Origin of the sequence: Saccharococcus thermophilus (assembly GCF_011761475.1) — a bacterium.
Classification (GTDB): domain Bacteria; phylum Bacillota; class Bacilli; order Bacillales; family Anoxybacillaceae; genus Saccharococcus; species Saccharococcus thermophilus.
In genome coordinates this window covers 2,116,952-2,138,753 of record NZ_JAASRS010000001.1, presented here as the reverse complement: position 1 = coordinate 2,138,753, position 21,802 = coordinate 2,116,952, and the positions used below count along the sequence as shown (strand labels likewise).

The window sequence follows — 21,802 nt, the reverse complement described above, 5'->3', positions numbered from 1 at the left end:
GGGGCTCTGGCAAGGAGCCCGCTTTTTTTGAGCATATTTATTGGTGCTTTTGTGAAAGGTAATCTATGATAAAAGTACGAATTCGATAAAAGGGGGAATAGCCAAATGACCAAGCGCGTGCTGATGGTGGTTACCAACCACACAACGATTACCGACGACCATAAAACAGGGCTTTGGCTCGAAGAATTTGCTGTTCCGTATCTTGTCTTTAAAGAAAAAGGATATGACGTGAAAGTAGCCAGCATTCAAGGAGGCGACGTGCCGCTTGATCCGCGCAGCATAAAAGAAAAGGATCCAGCGTGGGCGGAAGCGGAAAAAGCGTTAAAAAATACGGCGCGTTTAAGCAAAGACGACGCAACTGGATTTGATGCGATTTTCCTTCCTGGCGGTCATGGGACGATGTTCGATTTTCCGGATAATGAAACATTGCAATACGTTTTGCAGCAATTCGCTGAAGATGGAAGAGTCATAGGCGCTGTTTGCCATGGTCCGTCCGGTCTTGTCAATGTGACATATAAGGACGGAACGCCGCTTGTCAAAGGAAAAACGGTAACGTCGTTTACAGATGAAGAAGAAAAAGAAGTGCAGTTAGATCAATATATGCCGTTTTTACTTGAGTCTACGTTACGCTTAAGAGGTGCTAATTTTGTCCGCGGTGAAAAATGGACCGACTTTTCCGTGCGCGACGGCAATTTAATTACAGGGCAAAACCCGCAATCAAGCCGAAGCACGGCGGAAAAAGTGGTTGAAGCCTTAGAAGAAAAATAGGAAAGAAAGCTGCCGCACAGAAAGCGTTTGGTGCGGCAGTGTTTATTGTTCGGCCAGCCGTATTGCCTTTTTCGTATTCGCAAAGTGGAGTTTGGCACACATCTCTAAAATCGCTGGGCCGTGTTTTTGGATCAGTATTGCGGCGGCTTGATCGACTTGTGCTCCCGCTCCTTTTGGCAATGTCATGCCAACTTCTTTGCTTAACCGCTCCATTTCCTGCAAAAATACGTAGCGGGCGATGATGGATGCGGCGGCGACGGCAATATGCATTTCTTCCGCTTTTGGATAACAATATACACGGTCGCGGATGACATTTGTTTCACTTGCCAGATAGCGGAAATATAAGTCGCGTTCAATAAATTGGTCAATAATAATCGCCTCCGGCTTTATTGGCGAGAGCTGTTTGACCAGTTTGCCAATCGCTTTGTTGTGCAATAACGCCTTTATTTTCGTTTGCGGCATGCCGCTTCGTTGCCAGTCGTTGTACTTTGGGTTTGCCAGTATGACCGTTTGGTGCGCGACGTTGTCCATCAGCGTTGGAGCCAGGCGGCCAATCGCTTCATCGGTTAATTGCTTCGAATCCTTTACCCCCATTGCCCCAATTGTCTCGATTTGCTCTTTGTCGACATAAGCGGCAACAACGACAACTGGTCCGAAGTAATCACCGGTTCCGACTTCATCGGAACCGATTGCTGATGCAGCAGTCAAGTGAGGTTGGGAGACTGGCGCTTTCCTTTGATCCGATTCTTTTATCCATTTCGCTACTTCTTCTTCCGCCGCTTTTCCTTGAAACAGCACTTTGCCCGAACGGTATGCGGTAATGGTGCAGCCGGACCGTTTGGCAACGAACAAAGCGCCTGCGGGGAGGTGTCCGGTTATATCGGTAGCGTAATGATTCCGCATTTTTTCAAGCATCGTTGCAGTCGCTGTAATGACGTGATTTGCCATAGCCATCACTCCTAATCACCATCGTTTTTCTTCTACATATCATCATCGTCGTATCTTTCCATTATACCAGCATTCATGGTATGATAAACAATAGGATTTTGCAGAATGGGGGAAATCATTTGGCGGAGCAACAAAAAACGCGGGTGACAGTCGATATATATGGTCAGCAATATACGATCGTCGGTACGGAGAGCTCAAGCCATATTCGGCTCGTCGCGTCGATTGTCGATGATAAAATGCGGGAGATCAGTGAGAAAAACCCGACATTGGATACAAGTAAATTGGCGGTATTGACCGCGGTGAATATCGTTCACGATTATCTTAAACTGAAAGAAGAGTATGATCGGCTTTTGCAAAAACTACAGAAAGAAAAGGATGAGTGACACCATGGTCGATCTTCTTTTGCTTTTTATCCTTTTAATGGGATTTATGATCGGGCTGAAGCGGGGGTTTATTCTCCAATTTATTCATATGACCGGCTTTATCATCGCCTTTGTCGTTGCCTATCTTTATTATGAAAAATTAGTGCCGTCGCTTCGTCTATGGATTCCGTATCCGACGTTTGGCGATCCGCAAACGGTGAAACTGCTGTTTGAAAGCACGCATTTGGATGAGGCATACTATCGGGCGATTGCGTTTGCCATTTTGTTTTTCGCGACAAAAATCGTGCTGCAAATTATCGGTTCGATGCTCGATTTTGTGGCGCAGCTGCCGATTTTGCGCAGCATTAACCGCTGGGCCGGCGCCGCGCTCGGCTTTGTCGAAGTGTACTTAATCGTATTTCTATTTTTATATATTGGCGCTCTTATCCCGATGGAAAGTTTGCAAACGCAAATTCAACATTCGTTTATGGCGACGATTATTGTCAAGCATACCCCGTTTTTATCGGATATGCTAAATAAAATGTGGATTCATTATGCCACATAAAAACTTCCCATCGGGAAGTTTTTTTGTACTTTTTCCGCAAAAACTTGTATGATGTTTCGTAGTGGATGGTACGGATAGGTGGGGATCAAATGAAGGGCAATAAAAAAGATGTTATTCGTCTGCTTGAAACGATTGCGTTATATATGGAAATAAAAGGAGAAAATCCGTTTAAAATCGCGGCGTTCCGCAAGGCGGCGAATGCATTGGAAACCGATGAGCGCAGCATTGCGGAAATAGACGATTTCACGGCCATCCCTGGAATCGGAAAGGGGACGTCGAGCGTCATCAGCGAATTTTTGGAAACGGGGACGTCCAGCGTTCTTGAAGAATTAAAGAAGGAAATTCCGGAAAGCCTGCTTACGCTGCTTCGGCTTCCCGGGCTTGGCGGAAAGAAAATCGCCAAACTGTATCAAGAGCTAGGGGTTGTCGATCTTGCCACTTTGAAAGAAGCTTGTCTCGCTCAGAAAGTGCAGAAACTGCCGGGCTTTGGAAAAAAAACAGAAGAAAAATTATTGGTGGCGATCGAAGAAAGCGGCGCCCGCCCGGAGCGGCTGCCGCTGGCGGTGGTGCTGCCGATTGCCGCGGAAATTGAAGAACAGTTGAAGACGATGAAAGGAATCATCCGTTTTTCGCGAGCCGGCAGTTTGCGGCGCATGAAAGAGACCGTAAAAGATTTGGACTTCATTGTTGCCACGAATGACCCGCAGCTGGTGCGGGAACAGCTGCTACAGCTGAACCATATTTCCAATGTGATTGCCAGCGGGGATACGAAAGTGTCGTTGCAGCTTTCTTATGAGTACGACATTGCCGTTGATTTTCGGTTAGTGACAGAAGAACAGTTTGCGACGACGCTCCACCATTTTACAGGCTCGAAGGAGCATAATGTGCGCATGCGGCAGCTCGCCAAAGAGCGCGGGGAAAAAATTAGCGAATATGGAGTAGAAAATGGGAAAACGGGAGAAGTAAAAACGTTTCCGAGCGAGCAAGCGTTTTTTGCTTATTTCCAGCTGCCGTACATTCCGCCGGAGTTAAGAGAAGATGGCACAGAAGTCGATCGTTACCGTGACGATTATCCGCTTCTTCGTCTTTCCGATATTCAAGCAGATTTGCATATGCATTCGACTTGGAGCGACGGGGCGTGCTCGATCGAAGAGATGGCGGAAGCGTGTCGGAAAAAAGGTTACCGCTATATGGCGATCACCGACCATTCCCAATATTTAAAAGTCGCCAACGGGCTGACGGTCGAACGGTTAAAGCGGCAGCGAGAAGAAATCGAACGGTTAAACGCGAAATATGATGATTTTACGATTTTGGCTGGCGTTGAAATGGATATTTTGCCGGACGGGACGTTTGATTACGATGATGACGTGCTGGCAGAACTGGACTTTGTCATTGCGGCGATTCACTCGAGCTTCTCGCAGCCGCGCGATGTCATTATGAAGCGGCTTACGGCTGCGCTTTGCAATCGCTACGTGGACGTCATCGCCCATCCGACAGGACGGCTGATCGGCAGACGGGACGGATATGACGTCGATATCGATATGCTTATAGAGCTGGCGAGTAAGACGGATACCGTGCTGGAATTAAACGCGAATCCGAACCGTCTTGACTTATCGTACGTTTATTTGAAAAAAGCGCAAGACGCCGGTGTGAAAATCGCTATTAATACAGACGCCCATCATTTGGACATGCTTGAGGATATGGAAATTGGAGTGGCGGCGGCGCGCAAAGGCTGGATTCGTAAAGATACGGTCATCAACACATGGACGCTGGAGGAATTACGGCATTTTTTGCGACGAAAACGTTCCACTAAATAAAATTGGGCATGGAGGTTTTGCATCAGTGCAGACAAAAGTTCTTCACGTATTGGAATTTGATAAAGTAAAAGAGCAATTGTTAAAGCATGCGGCATCGTCGTTAGGAAAAGAAAAAATTGAAACATTGCTCCCGTCTTCCGATTTTGCCGAAGTAGTTCATTGGCTTGAGGAAACGGACGAAGCGGCAGCGGTGCTTCGTTTGCGCGGACATGTGCCGCTCGGCGGCATTTTTGACATTCGCGCAAGCCTCAAGCGGGCGAAAATCGGAGGCACGCTTCATCCGCATGAGTTGTTAGAGATCGCGAGTACCATTTCTGCGAGCCGCCAGCTAAAACAGTTTATTGAATCGCTGCATGAAGAAAAAGGGGAATTTCCGCAATTGGCGGCCTATGCGGAAAAACTGGTTTCCCTTTCGGAAGTCGAGCGGGAGATTGAGCGCTGTATTGATGACCATGGGGAAGTGCTCGATCATGCGAGCGAACGATTGCGCTCGCTCCGCCAGCAGCTGCGGACAACGGAAGCGCGCATTCGGGAAAAGCTAGAAAGCATCATCCGCTCGCCATCGGCGCAAAAAATGCTGTCCGATGCGATTATTACGATCCGCAACGACCGCTACGTCATTCCGGTCAAACAGGAATACCGCGGGGCATACGGCGGCATCGTCCACGATCAATCGGCTTCCGGGGCGACGCTGTTTATCGAGCCGCAGTCGGTAGTGGAACTGAACAACCAGCTGCGAGAAGCGCGGGTGAAAGAAAAACAGGAAATCGAGCGGATTTTAATCGAACTGACAAAAGTCGTCGCTAACCACGCAGAAGCATTGCTAGAAACGGTCGGTATATTGGCGCAGCTCGATTTTATTTTTGCCAAAGCAAAATACGCGAACCAGTTGAAAGCGACAAAGCCGACAATGAACGACCGCGGCTATATTCGCATGCTGCAGGCGCGCCATCCGCTCATTGACCAAGATGTGGTCGTTCCAAACGATATTGTGCTTGGCAAAGACTATACAACCATTGTCATTACCGGTCCGAACACTGGCGGAAAGACCGTCACCTTAAAAACGATCGGGTTATTAACATTGATGGCACAGGCCGGTTTGTTCATTCCGGCGCTCGATGGTTCGGAACTGGCCGTGTTTCGCGCCATCTACGCCGATATCGGCGATGAGCAATCGATTGAACAAAGTTTGAGTACGTTTTCTTCGCATATGGTCAATATTGTTGATATTTTACGCAGCGTTGACGAAAAAAGCCTTGTTTTATTTGATGAGTTAGGTGCAGGAACCGATCCGCAAGAAGGAGCGGCGCTCGCGATTGCCATTTTAGACGAGGTGCATGGCCGCGGAGCGCGGACAGTGGCCACCACCCACTATCCGGAATTAAAAGCGTACGGATACAATCGCGATGGCGTCATTAATGCCAGCGTTGAATTTGACACCGAAACGCTTCGTCCGACGTATAAATTATTGATCGGTGTCCCGGGGCGGAGCAATGCCTTTGAAATTTCGAAGCGACTTGGCCTTGACGAGCGCATTATTGAGCGGGCAAAATCGCATATTAGCGCTGAGAGCAATAAAGTGGAAAACATGATCGCCTCGCTAGAGCAAAGCAAAAAACAAGCGGAAGAGGAAGAAAAACGGGCGAAAGAAGCGCGGATGGAAGTGGAAAAACTGCGCCAGGAATGGCGGCAAAAATGGGAAGCGCTTGAAGAAAAGCAGGATGAGATCATCGATGAGGCAAAACGGAAAGCAGCTGACATTATCCGCTCTTCCCAGCAAGAGGCAGAGCGGATTATTCAGGAACTTCGCCGCATGCAAAAAGAAAAACAAGCGGAAATAAAAGAACATGAGCTGATTGCGGCGAAAAAGCGCCTTGCCGAAGCGCTTCCGACTTTAGAGAAGAAGAAAAAAGAACGCAAAAAAGCGGCACGGCATGTCTTTCAGCCAGGGGACGAGGTAAAAGTGACAAGCCTGAATCAAAAAGGTTATCTCGTTGAAAAAGTTTCCGATGAAGAGTGGCAAGTTCAGCTCGGCATTTTAAAAATGAAAATTAACGAACGGGACTTGGAATATATTGGCAGCGCTCCGAAAACGGAGACAAAGCCGATCGCGACCGTCAAAGGCAAAGACTACCACGTCGGCTTAGAGCTTGACTTGCGCGGTGAACGGTATGAAGACGCACTTGCCCGACTCGAAAAATATATCGATGATGCGCTATTGGCTGGATACCCGCGTGTCTCCATTATTCATGGAAAAGGAACGGGCGCGCTCCGCAAAGGGGTGCAGGAGTTTTTGAAAAAACACCGAGCTGTGAAAAACTTCTATTTTGGCGAAGCGAATGAAGGAGGAACAGGGGTAACGATTGTCGAATTGAAGTGATGGGGAGAGAGCCGGATGAAGGCGTTTTGGGAAAATGAAATTGTAAAAATTGCCGCCAATTTCAGCGTGGCGGTTTTATGCATCGTCATCTTTTTGACGATATTTGAGCTAGTGACCCAGTATAAAAATTGGGAAGAAATTCAAAAAGGAAATGTCGCAGTGGCGATGGCGACCGGCGGAAAAATTTTCGGCATCGCCAATATTTTCCGCTATGCCCTCCGCCATCACGATTCATTGCCGGCAGTGATCGGCTGGGGCGTATATGGTTTTCTGTTGCTGCTGATCGCGTATTTTATTTATGAATTTCTTACCCCGAAATTTAACATTGACGAAGAAATTGCCAAGGATAATCGGGCTGTCGGCTTGATTTCCATGGTTATTTCCGTCGGTTTGTCTTTTGTCATTGGCGAAGGAATTCACTAAAGGGAGATCAAGACATGGAAACATTGGTGAGAGTGCTGCTTATTTTTGGCGGAATTTTTCTCATCGGCAGTATCGTATATTTAGCCGTGAAAAATAAAACGATGGAAACATTATCGAAAATATTGTTTATTTTATGTGCCTTTTTTGTATTGATCGGTCTTCTTTATCTCTTTTTATAGAAAAGGCGTCCCCAAAAGGTAACTTTTGGGGCTTCTTTTTTGATGTAAAATTCACAAAAGTGTAATAAAATAAAAATAAATCATCTGAACATTCCGGATATGGGGGGATACGATGGAAAAGCCGTGGCTTGCACATTATCCACCAGAAATTCCGCATCGCCTTGACTATCCTAATAAAACATTGCCTGATTACTTACGGGAAACGGCAGCGGAATTTGGAGAGAATGATGCGATTTATTTTCTTGGGAAAACGCTTACGTTCCGTGAAGTATATGAACAGGCGCTCACGTTAGCCAATTATTTAAAACAAATCGGCCTGCAAAAAGGCGACCGCGTGTCGATTATGCTGCCAAATTGTCCGCAGGCGGTCATCAGCTATTATGGCGTGCTGTTTGCGGGCGGCATTGTCGTGCAGACGAATCCGCTTTATACGGAGCATGAATTGGAATACCAGCTAAACGACAGCGGCGCAACGGTGCTGATCACGCTTGACATGCTTTATCCGAAAGCGGCCAAAGCGAAAGTGAAGTCAAATGTGAAACATCTCATTATTACAAGTATGAAAGACTATTTGCCGACGGTGAAAAAATGGCTTTATCCTCTCGTGCAGCGGAAGCAGCAGCCGGTTATTGTCAAAGTGAAAGAGCAGAGCGACCAGCATTTATTCTCAAAAATTATGCTTCAGCGAAACACAGCGGAGCCAAATGTGGAGATCGATCCAGTGGAAGATGTCGCGCTTTTGCAATATACGGGCGGAACGACCGGCGTGCCGAAAGCGGCGATGCTGACGCACCGAAATTTAATCGCCAATACGTTAATGTGCGTCCATTGGATGTACCGTTGTGATAAAGCAACGGAATCGATTTTAGGCATCTTGCCGTTTTTCCACGTATACGGCATGACGACCGTAATGAATTTAGCGATCATGCAGGCGTATAAAATGATTCTGTTGCCGAAGTTTGATGCGGAAACGACATTAAAAACGATTGAAAAGTTAAGACCGACGATGTTTCCAGGAGCGCCGACGATGTATATTGCGCTGCTCAACCATCCCGATTTGGCGCGCTATGACTTGTCCTCCATTAAAGTGTGCATTAGCGGTTCGGCTCCTTTGCCGGTCGAAGTGCAAGAAAAATTCGAAAAAGCAACTGGTGGAAAACTGATTGAAGGATACGGACTGACTGAAGCCTCGCCTGTTACCCACAGCAATTTCGTCTGGGATGGAGAACGGATAAAAGGGAGCATCGGTGTGCCGTGGCCGGATACGGAAGCAAAAATTATTTCTTTAGAAACAGGAGAAGAAGCAAAAGTCAACGAAATCGGCGAACTGGTTGTCCGCGGACCGCAAGTAATGAAAGGCTATTGGAATCAGCCTCACGAAACAGAAAGCGTGTTGCGCGACGGCTGGCTGTATACGGGCGATGTCGGCTATATGGATGAACGCGGCTATTTTTACATCGTCGATCGCAAAAAAGATATGATTATTGCGAGTGGATACAATATTTATCCGCGCGAAGTCGAAGAAGTACTATATCAGCATCCGAAAGTACAGGAAGCGGTAGTTATCGGTGTGCCGCATGAGTATCGTGGGGAAACGGTGAAGGCGTTTGTGGTGCTGAAACAAGGGGAACAGTGCACAGAAGAAGAATTGGACCAATTTATGCGCAGCCGTCTGGCAGCGTATAAAGTGCCGCGCATTTATGAGTTCCGCCCGGCGCTTCCAAAAACAGCAGTGGGGAAAATTTTGCGCCGTACCTTGCTCGAGCAAGAACGAAAAAAAGAATAACTTCTTCTTGTCCAACTTAGGCTTGACAAAATAAATCAACAGTTCGTAAAATGAAAATATGAATGAACCATCATTCATATTTTCGTAAAGGAGAATGAGTATTGAGGAGAGATAAGCCAAAATTTAAACAAATTATTGACGCTGCAGTGGTCGTTATTGCTGAACATGGCTACCACCAGGCGCAAGTATCGAAAATCGCAAAACAAGCGGGGGTCGCGGACGGAACCATTTACCTTTACTTCAAAAATAAAGAAGATATTCTTATATCGCTGTTTCAAGAAAAAATGGGCTCCTTTATCGAGAAAATTGAACAACAAATAGCAGGAATTTCGAGCCCTTTGGAGAAATTGTACGTATTAGTGGAAAAACATTTTGAGTCGCTGGCCGCAGATCATCATCTAGCCATCGTCACACAATTGGAATTGCGTCAATCGAATAAAGAATTACGGCATCGCATTAATGAGGTATTAAAAGGTTATTTACAGATTATTGATGAAATTGTAAAAGAAGGAATCGAAAAGGGCGAATTTCGCCGTGATTTAGATATCCGTTTAGCAAGGCAAATGATTTTTGGAACGATTGACGAAACGGTGACGACATGGGTCATGAATGACCAAAAGTATGATCTCGTTGCCTTGGCGAAACCAGTGTATGAACTGTTAACAAAAGGTTGTGCTGCTTCTTAGTTTCGCATTGTGGAAAGGGGAGAGGACATATGGAATTTTTTCATATTCATAAAGAGGAGTTTGTCGCGGACGTCACCTTTTCTCGTCCTCCGGCAAACGCTCTTTCATCCGCCGTATTGAAAGAGCTTTCAGCCGTACTCGATGAGCTGGAAGCGGATGATAACGTCCGTGTTGTGCTTCTTCACGGTGAAGGAAGATTTTTCTCCGCAGGAGCAGATATTAAAGAGTTTACTTCCTTATCGAGCGACGAAGCGAGAGCGCTGTCACAAAATGGCCAGCAAGTATTGGAACGCATCGAGCGCTTTCCAAAACCAGTGATTGCAGCTATCCATGGCGCAGCGCTAGGCGGTGGATTAGAGCTGGCGATGAGCTGCCATATCCGCATTGTTTCGGAAAACGCCAAACTCGGCCTGCCAGAGCTGCAGCTTGGCATTATCCCTGGTTTTGCCGGGACGCAGCGGCTTCCTCGCTATGTCGGCTTCGGCAAAGCGGCTGAGATGATGTGGACGAGCGAACCGATTACTGGAACTGAAGCAGTTCAGTGGGGATTGGCGAACAAAGCGGTGCCGGAAGAGCAATTGTTGGAGGAAGCAAAAAGATTGGCTAAAAAAATTGCGCAAAAAAGCCCGATTTCGATTCGCGCCACTTTGCAGCTTTTAAATTCATTTAAAGAAAAACCATTCCAGGAAGCGGTGCGTGAGGAAGCGGAGCTGTTTGGAAGCATGTTTACAACAGAAGATGCAAAAGAAGGCGTACAAGCTTTCATTGAAAAGCGGGCGCCCGTCTTTCGAGGAAAATAATGTTTAAAATTAACAGAATCTTTCAAACTGAAGTAATGTTTGATCAAAACAAGGAGGGGCTCACATGAACATTTTCGTCTTGATGAAACGCACGTTTGACACAGAAGAAAAAATCACGATTGCCAATGGCAGAGTAAACGAAGAAGGGGCAGAGTTTATTATTAACCCGTACGATGAATACGCCATCGAAGAAGCGATTCAAGTGCGCGATAAACATGGCGGCGAAGTAACGGTTGTGACGGTAGGCAATGAGGATGCGGAAAAAGAATTGCGCACGGCGCTTGCGATGGGTTGCGATAAAGCGGTGCTCATTAATATTGAAGACGATGTCGAAGAACAAGACCAATACACGACGGCGAAAGTTCTTGCCGAATATTTGAAAGACAAAAATCCGGATTTGATTTTGGCTGGAAATGTGGCTATTGACGGCGGTTCGGGACAAGTCGGTCCGCGCGTTGCCGAGTTGCTTGGCATTCCGTATGTCACAACGATTACGAAATTAGATATTGACGGCAATAAAGTAACGGTTGTCCGCGATGTGGAAGGAGACGAAGAAATTATCGAAACGTCGTTGCCGTTGCTAGTCACTGCACAGCAAGGATTAAACGAGCCGCGCTATCCATCGCTTCCAGGTATTATGAAAGCGAAAAAGAAACCGCTTGAAGAATTGGAATTGGATGACTTAGATCTTGAGGAAGAAGATGTCGAAGCGAAAACGAAAACGATCGAAGTATTCTTGCCGCCGAAACGGGAAGCTGGAAAAATTCTCGAAGGCGACATTGCAGATCAAGTGAAAGAGCTTGTCCGGCTGTTGCGTTCCGAAGCAAAAGTAGTCTGATTTTATCAATAAAGTAGGGGGACTGAAAAATGGCACGCAAAGTACTTACATTAGCAGAAGTTCGTGACGGATCATTAAGAAACGTATCGTTCGAGGCAATTGCTGCGGCAAAAACGATCGCTCAAGGCGGGGAAGTCGTTTCTGTCCTTGTCGGCGAAAGCGTCCAATCGTATGCCAATGAGTTATTTTTCCACGGCGCCGATCGCGTGGTGGTCGTTGAGCATCCGAATTTGAAAAATTATACATCCGATGGTTATTCTCAAGCATTGAAAGCGGTCATTGAAGAGGAAAAACCGGAAGGAATCGTATTCGGCCATACTGCATTAGGGAAAGATTTGTCGCCAAAATTGGCCATTAAATTAAACTCCGGCCTTGTATCTGACGTGGTGGCGCTTGAAGAAGCAGGCGGGAATCTTGTCTTTACGCGCCCGATTTATTCCGGAAAAGCGTTTGAAAAGAAAATCGTTACAGACGGCATTATCTTTGTGACGGTACGTCCAAACAACATCCAGCCGCTAGAGCGTGATGAATCCCGTTCTGGAGAAGTAAAAACGGTTTCCGTCGACATTAAAGATTTGCGCGCAATCGTGAAAGAAGTCGTCCGCAAAACCGCGGAAGGCGTCGATTTGTCTGAGGCAAAAGTCATCGTTGCCGGCGGCCGCGGCGTGAAAAGCGCCGAAGGATTTAAACCGCTGCAAGAGCTTGCTGAAGTGCTAGGCGGTGCCGTTGGCGCATCGCGCGGTGCGTGCGACGCAGGGTATTGCGATTATTCGTTGCAAATCGGGCAAACAGGAAAAGTCGTCACGCCAGACCTTTATATCGCATGCGGCATTTCAGGAGCGATTCAACATTTAGCTGGTATGTCAAACTCGAAAGTCATCGTAGCGATTAACAAAGACCCGGAAGCAAACATTTTCAAAGTGGCTGATTACGGTATTGTCGGAGATTTATTCGAAGTTGTTCCGTTGTTAACAGAAGAATTCAAAAAATTAAAAGTGCATTCGTAAACCTTTTCGGAAGCGGGTGAAGCAAATTTGCTTTGCTCGTTTTCTGCTGTCTGCCAGACGGCATAATTCCTGCCAAAAAGCGAATATTAGAAACGAAGCAAAACATTCGCACTAAACTCCATTACGTGATATACTTTGCTTAAAACATCAATAGCGAAATAGGAGGAATTCAAAATGGCGATTGTAAGCGCGACAGATCAAACGTTTGCGACAGAAACGAAAGATGGCGTAACATTAGTCGATTTCTGGGCACCTTGGTGCGGACCTTGCCGCATGATCGCGCCGGTTCTTGAAGAATTAGATCAAGAAATGGGCGACAAAGTAAAAATCGTCAAAGTAAACGTCGACGAAAACCCAGAAACAGCTTCCAAATTCGGTGTGATGAGCATCCCAACATTGCTCGTTTTTAAAAATGGAGAGCTTGTTGATAAAACGATTGGCTATCAGCCGAAAGATGCGCTTGTTCAACTATTGGGAAAACACGTATAATTCCTTTCTCTTCAAGGGGATTCGGGCAATATATTGTCTGAATCTCTTTTTTATTTCCGACACTTTGTTTATCCGGTACCCGTATTTAGAAGAAGTGCGCCGGGTAGCTGAACTGCTATTTCCGCGTTAAATCACGGAAAACAAGCCGCACCATCTCTCCAAGGAGAAGTTGTCGGGAATGAGTTTTTCCCTTCATTTATCAAAGTATAATGCATAACAGAGCTTGCCAAAACAATGGCAGGCTCTTTTATTTGATGAAAAACATTATTAACTTTGATAATCATTATCTATTATATAATCAACTCATGCTGATGAAAATCATTATCAAAAAGGTGTCAGTGGGATACATAATGTCAGTCAAATGGAAGCTGCTTTCTATGTTTGCCGCGGTCGCGGTGATGATGGGGGCTTGCTCGAACAACGAAGGAACAGCAACGATGAAAACAGAGGAAAGCGAGCAAACTGACGCTAAACCAAAAGAAGAGAAACGGGGGGAAAAAGCGGCGGAAATAGAGAAAGAAGAAGCGAATTACGCCGATGTATTTAAACAGGCGCTTGCGGAGCTAGAAAAAGCAAAGCAAGGGCAAAAAGTTGACTTTGATAAAGTAACAAAACTATATGAAGAAGAGTAAAAAAGTGCAAGACAGGTTTGTCTTGTGCTTTTTCTTATTTGTTAAGGTGAGAAAGACGATGAAACATTTTCTAGGAAATAATCGATTTTTGTCATATTTTAGTTTCGTTATGTTAGCACTCACATTTCGCACCCTAACAAGGTCAAAACAAAGGATTTTTTATTTAGTTTTTCAGAATAACTTTTTGACCAACACAACGAGCGATGGCAATCCTTTTTTTACCATCGCTGGTCGTTCCGTATCACGTTACACGTAGATGCTCTCATCCATGCCCAATCCCTGCAGAATCCTTCGCTGATCAGGGGTAAGGGAGCGATCCAGTGAGCGTTGGATGCGCCCATCCGGCAGCTTGAACAGGACGACGTTCACATATTGAAACAGCTGAAAAATCGCCTGTCCCGTCGGCCGGGTCAGCTTGCGGCCTCCAGGACCCTTCAACGGGTGTTCTGGAGTAATAAACTGACGCACTCGGCGCTGAAAAACGCGGTAAATAGCCAAGGCCAACAGAAACAAATAGCCTAATACTGCGACCCGTTCTGGTTTTTTGACGTAAATCTCATCCGTGAAAAACGGATCTTTCAAAAAAGCGAAGTTCATTTCCACCGAGATCTGCCCTTTATACAGCTTCAAGATCTCTTGGGCATCCATGGGTTGGCCCTTCCATTCCTTCGGAACGGTCGTGACAAGGACAAACCGGGACGCTTTCCGTCTCGCCTGTTCCCACGCGTCTTGGTCGAATTCGACGTCAAGGTGCAAGAAATACAGCGTCTCCACCTCGGGTTCCGCCCCTTTTTTCGGCCGTCCGCGCCGTTTTTTCAGGCGTACGATCTCTTCGACCGCGGCCTCAACCCGATGAAACCGGGGGCGAAGGGACGCCTTGAGGGACGCCAAGGCTTGTTCGGCATCTTCCCGGCAGGAGAAGGGGTGACGCTCCCAACGGGCTTGTTCCTCGCGAAGAAGCTCCGCTTCTTTGGTTCGTTCTTTTTCAAGCGTCTTTCCTTTTCGCTGGTCGAGCGCGCTCGATTCAACAACGATCAGCCGAACGGGGTGGCCTTCATACGTCGAGGCCGTTTCCCATACCCGGTACGTGGCGCCGTTTCTCTCCGCCAACGTAAAGGGATCGCTCCACGTCGTGTCCTCAGCATCCGCTTCGGCCAGCGCGGTTTTCACGATCCGGAGCGACGAAGGGCCTCTGGTGATCAAAAAGGCGTTGGCCGCTTTGGTTTGCGCCAGGGTCTCTTTCGTCATCGCGGCGGAATCGGCCACGTAAATCCATTCGTCTTCGATTTTGGCCTGCTTCAGCTGTTCATGGACACGAGACAGCACCTCGGGATTCCATGTTTTATCGGGCAGGTTGCCATCGTGCACATCGCCGTAAAACGGGATGCCGTCCTCGTTGCCGACCAGTCCGAAACCGATCTGTTTTTGCCAACGATGATGGCGGTTGTAGCCATGTGTGATTTGTAAGGCCTCTAACGAGGCCGATTCATACGCGCCGTAAACGGTCTTGTCCGTCGTATCGGCGTGGAAGGCTCGGAGGGAAAGGCCTTCTTTTCGATAAATATGAATCAAGCAAGTGCTGATGACGTTGTGAATGCCAGCCTCATACAGGCGATCGAGATGACGGGCCAACGCATCGTCGTTCAACCAGGAAGGATGGAGATCGGGACGGATGAGTTTCTCACAATCGACCTCCTGAGCCCAATGTTCCAAGTGAACAAGGGCTTGCCGGCCGTCAAACACATTGTAGAGGATGGCCTGAACGGCATCGCTGACTCGCGTTTGGCACTGCGGATCGACGGGCACGAGATGGTCAATCAATTGAGGCAGACCCAGTTTCTTGAATAGGGCACTTATTATATTCAAATAAGAATTGCGATAGACCTTTTTGACTTGAACGTTCATAAGTGAAAAACTCCTTTACGTTCCTTGTGTGTCAAGGATTCATTCGACATCGGAACGAAAAAATCCTCCCGATTTTCGTCGAGAGGGTGCGAAATGTGAGTTAGCAAGTTTGTTCTTGCTGGAAATATACTATGCGAGTCCTTATGCGGCGACATGGGATCAGGTCGATTTTGCTTTGGCGTTAGACCGCTATGATTTATTGGCCATGCAGCCGCATTTTCCGGGCTATCCATATTTCGTGCTGGGCGGCATGCTTATTCATGCGTTTGTTGACAATCCGGCAAAAGCACTATCCATCTTTAATGTCATTGCTTTGTTTTCGGCAACCATTCCGATGGTTTTCCTGTTAAAAAAGCATCATTCAACGGTTATGTCCTTATTCATTAGCGCGCTCCTTCAATCGGCAAGCTATATCATGGTGATTGCGGGCCAGCCGATGTCGGACGGCGCGGCGTTAGGGGCGCTGTGGTGGTACTTTTGGTCCATCGAACTGGCAAGAAAGCATGATGCATGGTGGATGCAGCTTCTCCCGCTTGCCTTGTTTAGTCTGTTAATGGGTATCCGCCTGTCATACGCCCCGTTTGCTGTAGCGATTTTGTTTTTATGGCACGAAGATTGGAAAAAACATCGCAGTGTCCTTCGAATCTGCTGCTTTTTGACGCGACTGCTTTTTTCCAATTTATTTGGATTGCCGCGGTCGCGGCGACGGAAGGAAGTTTCCAATCTTTTTTCAAACTGGCTCTCTCATTTACGAGCGGCCATTTCGAGAAGTGGGGAGGAACGGCAGCAAGCGACGGGCAGCCGTTATGGGAGCGAGTGATTTATTTTTTCTTTTATAATATTTTATGGACAGGGATAGCAAGTCAAAACGTGATCCTGCTTTTTTTGTATATGGTTGCATGGACGGCGATATGGCGGTCAAGGAAATCCCCGTTTCCGAGCTGGCTTCTTGTTTCTGGATTTGTTTATTTTCTTTGGGTGTTATTTGCGCAAAATATTGAGAAACCGCGGCACATTCTCCCGCTTGTTCATCTTGTTTTGTTGTATGGCTGGATTTGCTTTGTCCGCAATCATATGTCTATGTACCGATGGAGCCTAGCGATGGTGGTGTTAGCCGTGCAATTCGTAACGGGGACATGGCATATGCGCGAGCAAGCATTACAGTTGCCGGCAACCTATCAGTTAGCGTATGATTTACAAAACAGCAAAGAGAAATTCGTTCTGTACACATGGGAAGAAACGCGTGTGCTACAATACTTAGATGTGGATTTTCCCCATAAGGACGTTTTGCACTTTTCATTTTTTTTACAAGACAAAGAGAACTATCAACATGCTAAAATTTATATGACTGGCCATGTTGTGAAAGGATTTCGGGCGCGAGGAGTTCCCCTTGCCGGCCATTTGCGGAGGGTGAAAACATATCGTTCCAGCACGCTGGCAGATCCAGTGTACGGAAACATTACGCTGTATGAATGGATGAATTAACTTGATGGAGTGATTATGATGCATGATCACTTAAAAGAAAAATTAGCCGTGCTTCCGGAGCAGCCGGGATGTTATTTGATGAAGGATAAAAACGGCACAGTAATATACGTTGGCAAAGCAAAAGTGCTGAAAAACCGTGTGCGTTCCTATTTTACCGGCACGCATGACGGAAAAACGCTGCGGCTTGTCAACGAAATTGCCGATTTCGAATATATTGTCACTTCTTCGAACATCGAAGCGCTCATTTTGGAAATGAACTTAATTAAAAAGTACGATCCGAAATATAATGTGATGCTCAAGGGCGACAATAGTTATCCGTTTATCAAGATTACCGCGGAGCAGCATCCTCGCCTAATCATTACACGAAAAGTGAAAAAAGATGGTGGAAAATATTTTGGACCGTATCCGCATGTACAGGCGGCAAATGAAACGAAGAAACTGTTAGACCGCATTTATCCGCTGCGCAAATGTTCAACCATGCCGAACCGAGTTTGTTTATATTACCATATGGGACAATGTCTAGCGCCGTGCGTGCATCCGGTGTCCGAACAGCAAAATAAAGAAATTGTCGAACAAATCGTTCGCTTTTTAAACGGTGGGTATAAAGAAGTAAAAGAAGAGCTCACGAAAAAGATGATGAAAGCAGCCGAAGCGCTCGAATTTGAGCGGGCGAAAGAATACCGCGATCTAATTGCCCATATTGAAGCAACGATGGAAAAGCAGAAGATGACCATGAACGATTTCGTTGATCGCGATGTGTTCGGTTATGCCTATGACAAAGGATGGATGTGCGTACAAGTATTTTTCATTCGTCAAGGCAAGCTGATTGAGCGCGATGCATCGATGTTTCCGATGTATCAAGACCCAGATGAGGAATTGCTGACGTTTTTGGGACAGTTTTATACAAAAGCGAACCACTTTAAGCCGAAAGAAGTCATTTTGCCTGCTGACATTGACGGCGAGCTTGCCGAGCAGCTGCTGGAAGTAACGGTTGTTCAGCCGAAAAGGGGAAAGAAAAAAGAACTTGTTGATTTGGCCAATAAAAACGCGGCAATTGCGTTGAAAGAAAAATTTTATTTAATCGAGCGGGACGAAGAGCGAACGATTAAAGCGGTAGAAAACTTAGGGAAAATATTGGGAATACCTGTGCCACACCGTATTGAGGCGTTTGACAATTCCAACATTCATGGCACCGATCCTGTTTCGGCGATGGTTGTCTTTATCGATGGAAAACCGGAGAAAAAAGAGTACCGCAAATATAAAATCAAAACGGTAGAAGGACCGGATGACTATGAATCGATGCGCGAAGTGGTAAGAAGGCGCTATACTCGCGTGCTAAAAGAAGGTCTTCCGCTTCCTGATTTGATTATTATTGACGGAGGAAAAGGGCATTTAGCTGCGGTAAGGGATGTGCTTGAAAACGAATTAGGACTTGATATTCCGCTCGCTGGGCTTGCAAAAGACGACAAGCATCGCACATCCGAGCTAATCATGGGGAATCCTCCGCAAATCGTTCCATTAGAACGAAACAGCCAAGAGTTTTATTTATTGCAGCGCATTCAAGATGAGGTGCATCGGTTTGCGGTTACATTTCATCGGCAAACGCGCGGAAAAACGATGTTTCACTCTGTGTTAGATGATATTCCTGGAGTTGGGGAAAAGCGGAAAAAAGCATTATTGAAGCATTTCGGATCCATTAAAAACATGAAAGAAGCAACGGTGGAAGAATTGCAACAAGCAAACATTCCGCGCTCCGTTGCCGAAAAAATTTATGAGAAATTGCGAGAATAATATTGTCAACAACATGAAAGTTTGATATGATTGCAATAAATTTCATATTTATACACTTTCAAACGCCGAAGTGAAGATAGAGGTGCGAACTTCAAGAGTACACATCCGGAGGAAAATGAGTTCCGATGACGGATGTGGAAAGGGGAGCGTCGCCGAAGTGGAAAAAGTCTCATTGCTTTTTCCGCTGGTCCTGCGTTTAAGAAATGTAGGACTGTCAAGATGTGATTCATCTTGGAGAGCTATCTCACTGTGCGAGGCGAATTCGCTTTTTTCGTGTTCGTGATGCACAGCAATGAGATTTCTCTCATTGCTGTTTTTTATTTATAAACAATAGGCAAAAGGGTGAAACGTAATGGGAATCATCGTACAAAAATTTGGTGGAACGTCCGTCGGTTCCACCGAAAGAATTCAACATGTCGCTAATCGCGTAATAGAGGAGGTTGAAAAAGGAAATAAAGTTGTCGTTGTTGTTTCGGCTATGGGGAAGACAACCGATAAACTTGTCGATCTGGCCAAACAAATTTCCGCACAGCCGAGCAAGCGGGAAATGGATATGCTGCTTGCAACTGGGGAACAAGTGAGCATTGCCCTTCTTGCCATGGCATTGCATGAAAAGGGATATAAAGCTATTTCATTAACGGGATGGCAGGCCGGGATTACAACGGAAGAAATGCACGGAAACGCCCGCATTACGGGTATCGATACGGCAAGAATCTGCAAGCATCTTGGTGAAGGGGCCATTGTCATTGTCGCCGGATTTCAAGGGGTGACGGAAACAGGGGAAATCACGACGCTCGGTCGCGGCGGTTCCGATACGACGGCGGTGGCGCTGGCGGCGGCGTTAAAAGCGGATAAGTGTGATATTTACACGGATGTAACTGGCGTGTTTACGACCGACCCGCGCTACGTAAAGACAGCACGGAAAATAAAAGAAATTTCCTATGATGAAATGCTAGAATTAGCTAATTTAGGAGCGGGGGTGCTGCACCCGCGCGCGGTGGAATTTGCGAAAAACTATGAAGTGCTGCTTGAGGTGCGCTCAAGTATGGAAAATGAAAGTGGCACAATCGTGAAAGGGGAAGTTTCGATGGAACAGCATTTAATCGTACGGGGAATCGCTTTTGAAGATCAAGTTACTCGAATTACAGTAAATGGAATTGGAAACAGCTTACATGCATTGCCGACTATTTTTACGGCACTCGCAAAGCGCGGCATTAATGTGGACATCATCATTCAAAGCGCGGAGAAGGCAGACACTACGTCTGTTTCTTTTTCGATTCGCACGGAGGATTTGCCGGAAACGCTTCAAGTGTTGCAATCGCTTGAAGGGGTAAACGTACAATATGAAAGCGGATTGGCCAAAGTATCGATCGTCGGTTCCGGCATGATTTCGAATCCGGGAGTGGCGGCGCGCATGTTTGAAGTGCTAGCGGGCCAGAATATTGAAATCAAAATGGTTAGCACGTCGGAAATTAAAATTTCTACTGTCATCGATGAGAAAAATATGGTTCGAGCAGTCGAAGCGCTCCATGAAGCGTTTGGGCTTGCCGAAGAAGCAGCGGCAGCGCGCGCATAAAATGAAAGAAGCCTGCTCCGGACAGGCTTCTTTCATTATTCTATCTCCTGTTTAAGGTCCCATTTAATGATGATAAGCACTTTATTTTCCCGCTTTTTTTGTTGTTCGAACGCTTCGGTGACAAAGCGCTTTTGTTGCTCAATTTGCTGGGCAAGAAAACCTGCTTCTAACTGGAAGGTGCAATGCTCATGAAGAGCAAGCCGCGCGGCAATAATGGTGCCGGACAGTTCGACGTGAAGTTCATCTTTGTGTTCTTCGACAACAGAAAGCGTTCCCCATCCGGCCTTTTCAAAAAAAGTGATCACATCGGACAATGTCGCGAGCGGGTAATGGCGCGCTAAACTTTTTCCGGCCCAATATAAAATGCTGGCCGTTTCTTTTCCCAGCAATTCCGGAAGGACAACTTGCCGGAGAAGTTCCGCGCCGAACGCGGAAATAGAAATGTCTTCTAATGCCTTATATTGTTCTTCTAGCGTTGGCAGTTTCACATGATTCCCCTCTTTCTATCCATTCATCATTATAGCGAAATAGAAGGGGACGTGCATTATCTTTCTCGTTGTTTTTCGTTGCGATTTTCATATGAAAATGTTTGAACATTTTATGAATTTGTTTTCTTGACGCTTGTACAATGTGGGGGTACAATGAATGTGACACAATGATTCATGGAAATGGAAGCCGTTACATTTCACTCATTGTGGATGGGGAGCACACGATTTTTTCACTGTTATTCGTTAAAGGGGGTTTACATATGGCAGGAAATCGCGAATTTTATTACCGTCGGCTTCATTCGCTGTTAGGAGTCATTCCAGTAGGAGTCTTTTTAGTACAACATTTAGTCGTAAACCATTTTGCGACGAAAGGACCGGAGGCCTTTAACCGGGCGGCTTCTTTTATGGAGAATTTACCATTCCGCTACTTTCTAGAAATATTCGTTATTTTCCTTCCGCTGCTGTTCCATGCCATTTATGGTCTTTATATCGCTTTTACAGCGAAATTTAATGTCGGAAATTACGGATATTTCCGTAACTGGATGTTTGTATTACAACGGGTCACGGGAATTATCACATTGATTTTTATTACATGGCATGTGTACGAAACGCGCGTCCAAGCCGCGCTCGGAGCGAAAGTAAACTATGAAATGATGGCCAATATTGTGGACAATCCGGTTATGCTTGGCTTTTATATTGTCGGAATTTTGTCAACGGTGTTTCACTTTGCCAATGGTTTATGGTCTTTCTGCGTAAGCTGGGGTTTAACGGTGTCTCCTCGTTCGCAACAAGTTTTCACTTATTTAACGATGATCATTTTTGTCGCGCTTTCCATTGTTGGCATTCGTGCCATTTTAGCATTTGCTTAATCCACAAC

The 21,802-nt window shown here is 46.2% G+C and carries 22 protein-coding genes and 1 riboswitch; of the genes, 19 read left to right on the top strand and 3 right to left on the bottom strand.

Annotated features, from left to right (window positions below; genetic code table 11):
- Nucleotides 1-105 precede the first annotated feature (105 nt).
- On the top strand, nt 106-768 hold the full coding sequence (locus BDD39_RS11125) for a type 1 glutamine amidotransferase domain-containing protein (RefSeq protein ID WP_166910644.1): 663 nt from the start codon (nt 106-108) through the stop codon (nt 766-768).
- A 42-nt stretch (nt 769-810) separates the two neighbouring features.
- Here BDD39_RS11125 and rnhC read toward each other — a convergent pair whose 3' ends face one another.
- Complete coding sequence (rnhC, locus tag BDD39_RS11120) at nt 811-1,716, bottom strand: ribonuclease HIII (protein WP_166910642.1); 906 nt, start codon at nt 1,714-1,716, stop codon at nt 811-813.
- Nucleotides 1,717-1,835: 119 nt separating this feature from the next.
- Between rnhC and zapA the strand changes: the two genes are divergently transcribed.
- The 13 genes from zapA to BDD39_RS11050 all read left to right on the top strand — a co-directional run bounded on the left by zapA (nt 1,836) and on the right by BDD39_RS11050 (nt 13,680).
- Complete coding sequence (gene zapA, locus BDD39_RS11115) at nt 1,836-2,099, top strand: cell division protein ZapA (RefSeq protein WP_166910640.1); 264 nt, start codon at nt 1,836-1,838, stop codon at nt 2,097-2,099.
- 4 nt (nt 2,100-2,103) lie between these two features.
- Nucleotides 2,104-2,643 (top strand): CvpA family protein, encoded by a 540-nt coding sequence (locus BDD39_RS11110; protein ID WP_166910638.1) that lies wholly within the window; start codon nt 2,104-2,106, stop codon nt 2,641-2,643.
- A gap of 89 nt (nt 2,644-2,732) precedes the next feature.
- Complete coding sequence (polX, locus tag BDD39_RS16455; RefSeq protein ID WP_166910636.1) at nt 2,733-4,460, top strand: DNA polymerase/3'-5' exonuclease PolX; 1,728 nt, start codon at nt 2,733-2,735, stop codon at nt 4,458-4,460.
- 25 nt (nt 4,461-4,485) lie between these two features.
- Complete coding sequence (locus BDD39_RS11100; protein WP_166910634.1) at nt 4,486-6,840, top strand: endonuclease MutS2; 2,355 nt, start codon at nt 4,486-4,488, stop codon at nt 6,838-6,840.
- A gap of 15 nt (nt 6,841-6,855) precedes the next feature.
- The gene (locus BDD39_RS11095; protein WP_166910632.1) at nt 6,856-7,263 is read left to right on the top strand and encodes a DUF350 domain-containing protein; all 408 of its coding nucleotides are present in this window, start codon (nt 6,856-6,858) and stop codon (nt 7,261-7,263) included.
- 14 nt (nt 7,264-7,277) lie between these two features.
- Entirely contained in the window at nt 7,278-7,442 is a 165-nt protein-coding gene (locus BDD39_RS11090; protein WP_166910630.1) for a hypothetical protein, read from the top strand.
- A 112-nt stretch (nt 7,443-7,554) separates the two neighbouring features.
- Nucleotides 7,555-9,228 carry a long-chain-fatty-acid--CoA ligase gene (locus BDD39_RS11085; RefSeq protein WP_166910628.1) on the top strand — a complete coding sequence of 558 codons (1,674 nt, stop codon included), beginning with the start codon at nt 7,555-7,557 and terminating at the stop codon, nt 9,226-9,228.
- A gap of 101 nt (nt 9,229-9,329) precedes the next feature.
- On the top strand, nt 9,330-9,914 hold the full coding sequence (locus BDD39_RS11080) for a TetR/AcrR family transcriptional regulator (protein ID WP_166910626.1): 585 nt from the start codon (nt 9,330-9,332) through the stop codon (nt 9,912-9,914).
- A 29-nt stretch (nt 9,915-9,943) separates the two neighbouring features.
- On the top strand, nt 9,944-10,714 hold the full coding sequence (locus BDD39_RS11075; RefSeq protein ID WP_166910624.1) for an enoyl-CoA hydratase: 771 nt from the start codon (nt 9,944-9,946) through the stop codon (nt 10,712-10,714).
- Nucleotides 10,715-10,778: 64 nt separating this feature from the next.
- Nucleotides 10,779-11,552: an electron transfer flavoprotein subunit beta/FixA family protein gene (locus BDD39_RS11070; RefSeq protein ID WP_166910621.1), complete on the top strand. Its 774-nt coding sequence runs from the start codon at nt 10,779-10,781 to the stop codon at nt 11,550-11,552.
- A gap of 29 nt (nt 11,553-11,581) precedes the next feature.
- Nucleotides 11,582-12,559 carry an electron transfer flavoprotein subunit alpha/FixB family protein gene (locus tag BDD39_RS11065; protein ID WP_166910619.1) on the top strand — a complete coding sequence of 326 codons (978 nt, stop codon included), beginning with the start codon at nt 11,582-11,584 and terminating at the stop codon, nt 12,557-12,559.
- Nucleotides 12,560-12,733: 174 nt separating this feature from the next.
- Entirely contained in the window at nt 12,734-13,048 is a 315-nt protein-coding gene (trxA, locus tag BDD39_RS11060) for a thioredoxin (protein ID WP_166910617.1), read from the top strand.
- 350 nt (nt 13,049-13,398) lie between these two features.
- On the top strand, nt 13,399-13,680 hold the full coding sequence (locus BDD39_RS11050; RefSeq protein ID WP_243846026.1) for a hypothetical protein: 282 nt from the start codon (nt 13,399-13,401) through the stop codon (nt 13,678-13,680).
- Between the two features lie 246 nt (nt 13,681-13,926).
- Here BDD39_RS11050 and BDD39_RS11045 read toward each other — a convergent pair whose 3' ends face one another.
- Nucleotides 13,927-15,585 (bottom strand): IS1634 family transposase, encoded by a 1,659-nt coding sequence (locus tag BDD39_RS11045; protein ID WP_015863777.1) that lies wholly within the window; start codon nt 15,583-15,585, stop codon nt 13,927-13,929.
- A gap of 115 nt (nt 15,586-15,700) precedes the next feature.
- Here BDD39_RS11045 and BDD39_RS16450 point away from each other — a divergent pair, with 115 nt between their 5' ends.
- From BDD39_RS16450 to BDD39_RS11030, 4 genes are all read left to right on the top strand, one after another.
- The gene (locus tag BDD39_RS16450; protein ID WP_243846025.1) at nt 15,701-16,405 is read left to right on the top strand and encodes a hypothetical protein; all 705 of its coding nucleotides are present in this window, start codon (nt 15,701-15,703) and stop codon (nt 16,403-16,405) included.
- A gap of 50 nt (nt 16,406-16,455) precedes the next feature.
- Entirely contained in the window at nt 16,456-17,070 is a 615-nt protein-coding gene (locus BDD39_RS16445) for a hypothetical protein (RefSeq protein ID WP_243846024.1), read from the top strand.
- 18 nt (nt 17,071-17,088) lie between these two features.
- Nucleotides 17,089-18,861, top strand: coding sequence for an excinuclease ABC subunit UvrC (gene uvrC / locus BDD39_RS11035; protein WP_166910615.1), 1,773 nt, complete (start codon nt 17,089-17,091; stop codon nt 18,859-18,861).
- A gap of 69 nt (nt 18,862-18,930) precedes the next feature.
- Nucleotides 18,931-19,111: riboswitch (Lysine riboswitch) on the top strand.
- 102 nt (nt 19,112-19,213) lie between these two features.
- On the top strand, nt 19,214-20,437 hold the full coding sequence (locus BDD39_RS11030) for an aspartate kinase (RefSeq protein WP_166910613.1): 1,224 nt from the start codon (nt 19,214-19,216) through the stop codon (nt 20,435-20,437).
- A gap of 35 nt (nt 20,438-20,472) precedes the next feature.
- Here BDD39_RS11030 and BDD39_RS11025 read toward each other — a convergent pair whose 3' ends face one another.
- Entirely contained in the window at nt 20,473-20,925 is a 453-nt protein-coding gene (locus BDD39_RS11025) for a DUF2507 domain-containing protein (RefSeq protein WP_166910611.1), read from the bottom strand.
- A 260-nt stretch (nt 20,926-21,185) separates the two neighbouring features.
- Here BDD39_RS11025 and BDD39_RS11020 point away from each other — a divergent pair, with 260 nt between their 5' ends.
- Nucleotides 21,186-21,794: a succinate dehydrogenase cytochrome b558 subunit gene (locus tag BDD39_RS11020; protein ID WP_166910609.1), complete on the top strand. Its 609-nt coding sequence runs from the start codon at nt 21,186-21,188 to the stop codon at nt 21,792-21,794.
- Nucleotides 21,795-21,802 lie beyond the last annotated feature (8 nt).

What these genes read in the sequence shown, in the direction of transcription:
- BDD39_RS11075 (WP_166910624.1), top strand. Translation starts at nt 9,944, where the DNA reads ATGGAATTTTTTCATATTCATAAAGAGGAGTTTGTCGCGGACGTCACC.
- BDD39_RS11090 (WP_166910630.1), top strand. Translation starts at nt 7,278, where the DNA reads ATGGAAACATTGGTGAGAGTGCTGCTTATTTTTGGCGGAATTTTTCTC.
- BDD39_RS11045 (WP_015863777.1), bottom strand. Translation starts at nt 15,585, where the DNA reads ATGAACGTTCAAGTCAAAAAGGTCTATCGCAATTCTTATTTGAATATA.
- BDD39_RS11070 (WP_166910621.1), top strand. Translation starts at nt 10,779, where the DNA reads ATGAACATTTTCGTCTTGATGAAACGCACGTTTGACACAGAAGAAAAA.
- BDD39_RS11085 (WP_166910628.1), top strand. Translation starts at nt 7,555, where the DNA reads ATGGAAAAGCCGTGGCTTGCACATTATCCACCAGAAATTCCGCATCGC.
- polX (WP_166910636.1), top strand. Translation starts at nt 2,733, where the DNA reads ATGAAGGGCAATAAAAAAGATGTTATTCGTCTGCTTGAAACGATTGCG.
- rnhC (WP_166910642.1), bottom strand. Translation starts at nt 1,716, where the DNA reads ATGGCAAATCACGTCATTACAGCGACTGCAACGATGCTTGAAAAAATG.
- BDD39_RS11095 (WP_166910632.1), top strand. Translation starts at nt 6,856, where the DNA reads ATGAAGGCGTTTTGGGAAAATGAAATTGTAAAAATTGCCGCCAATTTC.
- BDD39_RS11030 (WP_166910613.1), top strand. Translation starts at nt 19,214, where the DNA reads ATGGGAATCATCGTACAAAAATTTGGTGGAACGTCCGTCGGTTCCACC.
- uvrC (WP_166910615.1), top strand. Translation starts at nt 17,089, where the DNA reads ATGCATGATCACTTAAAAGAAAAATTAGCCGTGCTTCCGGAGCAGCCG.
- BDD39_RS11125 (WP_166910644.1), top strand. Translation starts at nt 106, where the DNA reads ATGACCAAGCGCGTGCTGATGGTGGTTACCAACCACACAACGATTACC.
- BDD39_RS11020 (WP_166910609.1), top strand. Translation starts at nt 21,186, where the DNA reads ATGGCAGGAAATCGCGAATTTTATTACCGTCGGCTTCATTCGCTGTTA.
- BDD39_RS11050 (WP_243846026.1), top strand. Translation starts at nt 13,399, where the DNA reads ATGTCAGTCAAATGGAAGCTGCTTTCTATGTTTGCCGCGGTCGCGGTG.
- trxA (WP_166910617.1), top strand. Translation starts at nt 12,734, where the DNA reads ATGGCGATTGTAAGCGCGACAGATCAAACGTTTGCGACAGAAACGAAA.
- BDD39_RS11065 (WP_166910619.1), top strand. Translation starts at nt 11,582, where the DNA reads ATGGCACGCAAAGTACTTACATTAGCAGAAGTTCGTGACGGATCATTA.
- BDD39_RS11110 (WP_166910638.1), top strand. Translation starts at nt 2,104, where the DNA reads ATGGTCGATCTTCTTTTGCTTTTTATCCTTTTAATGGGATTTATGATC.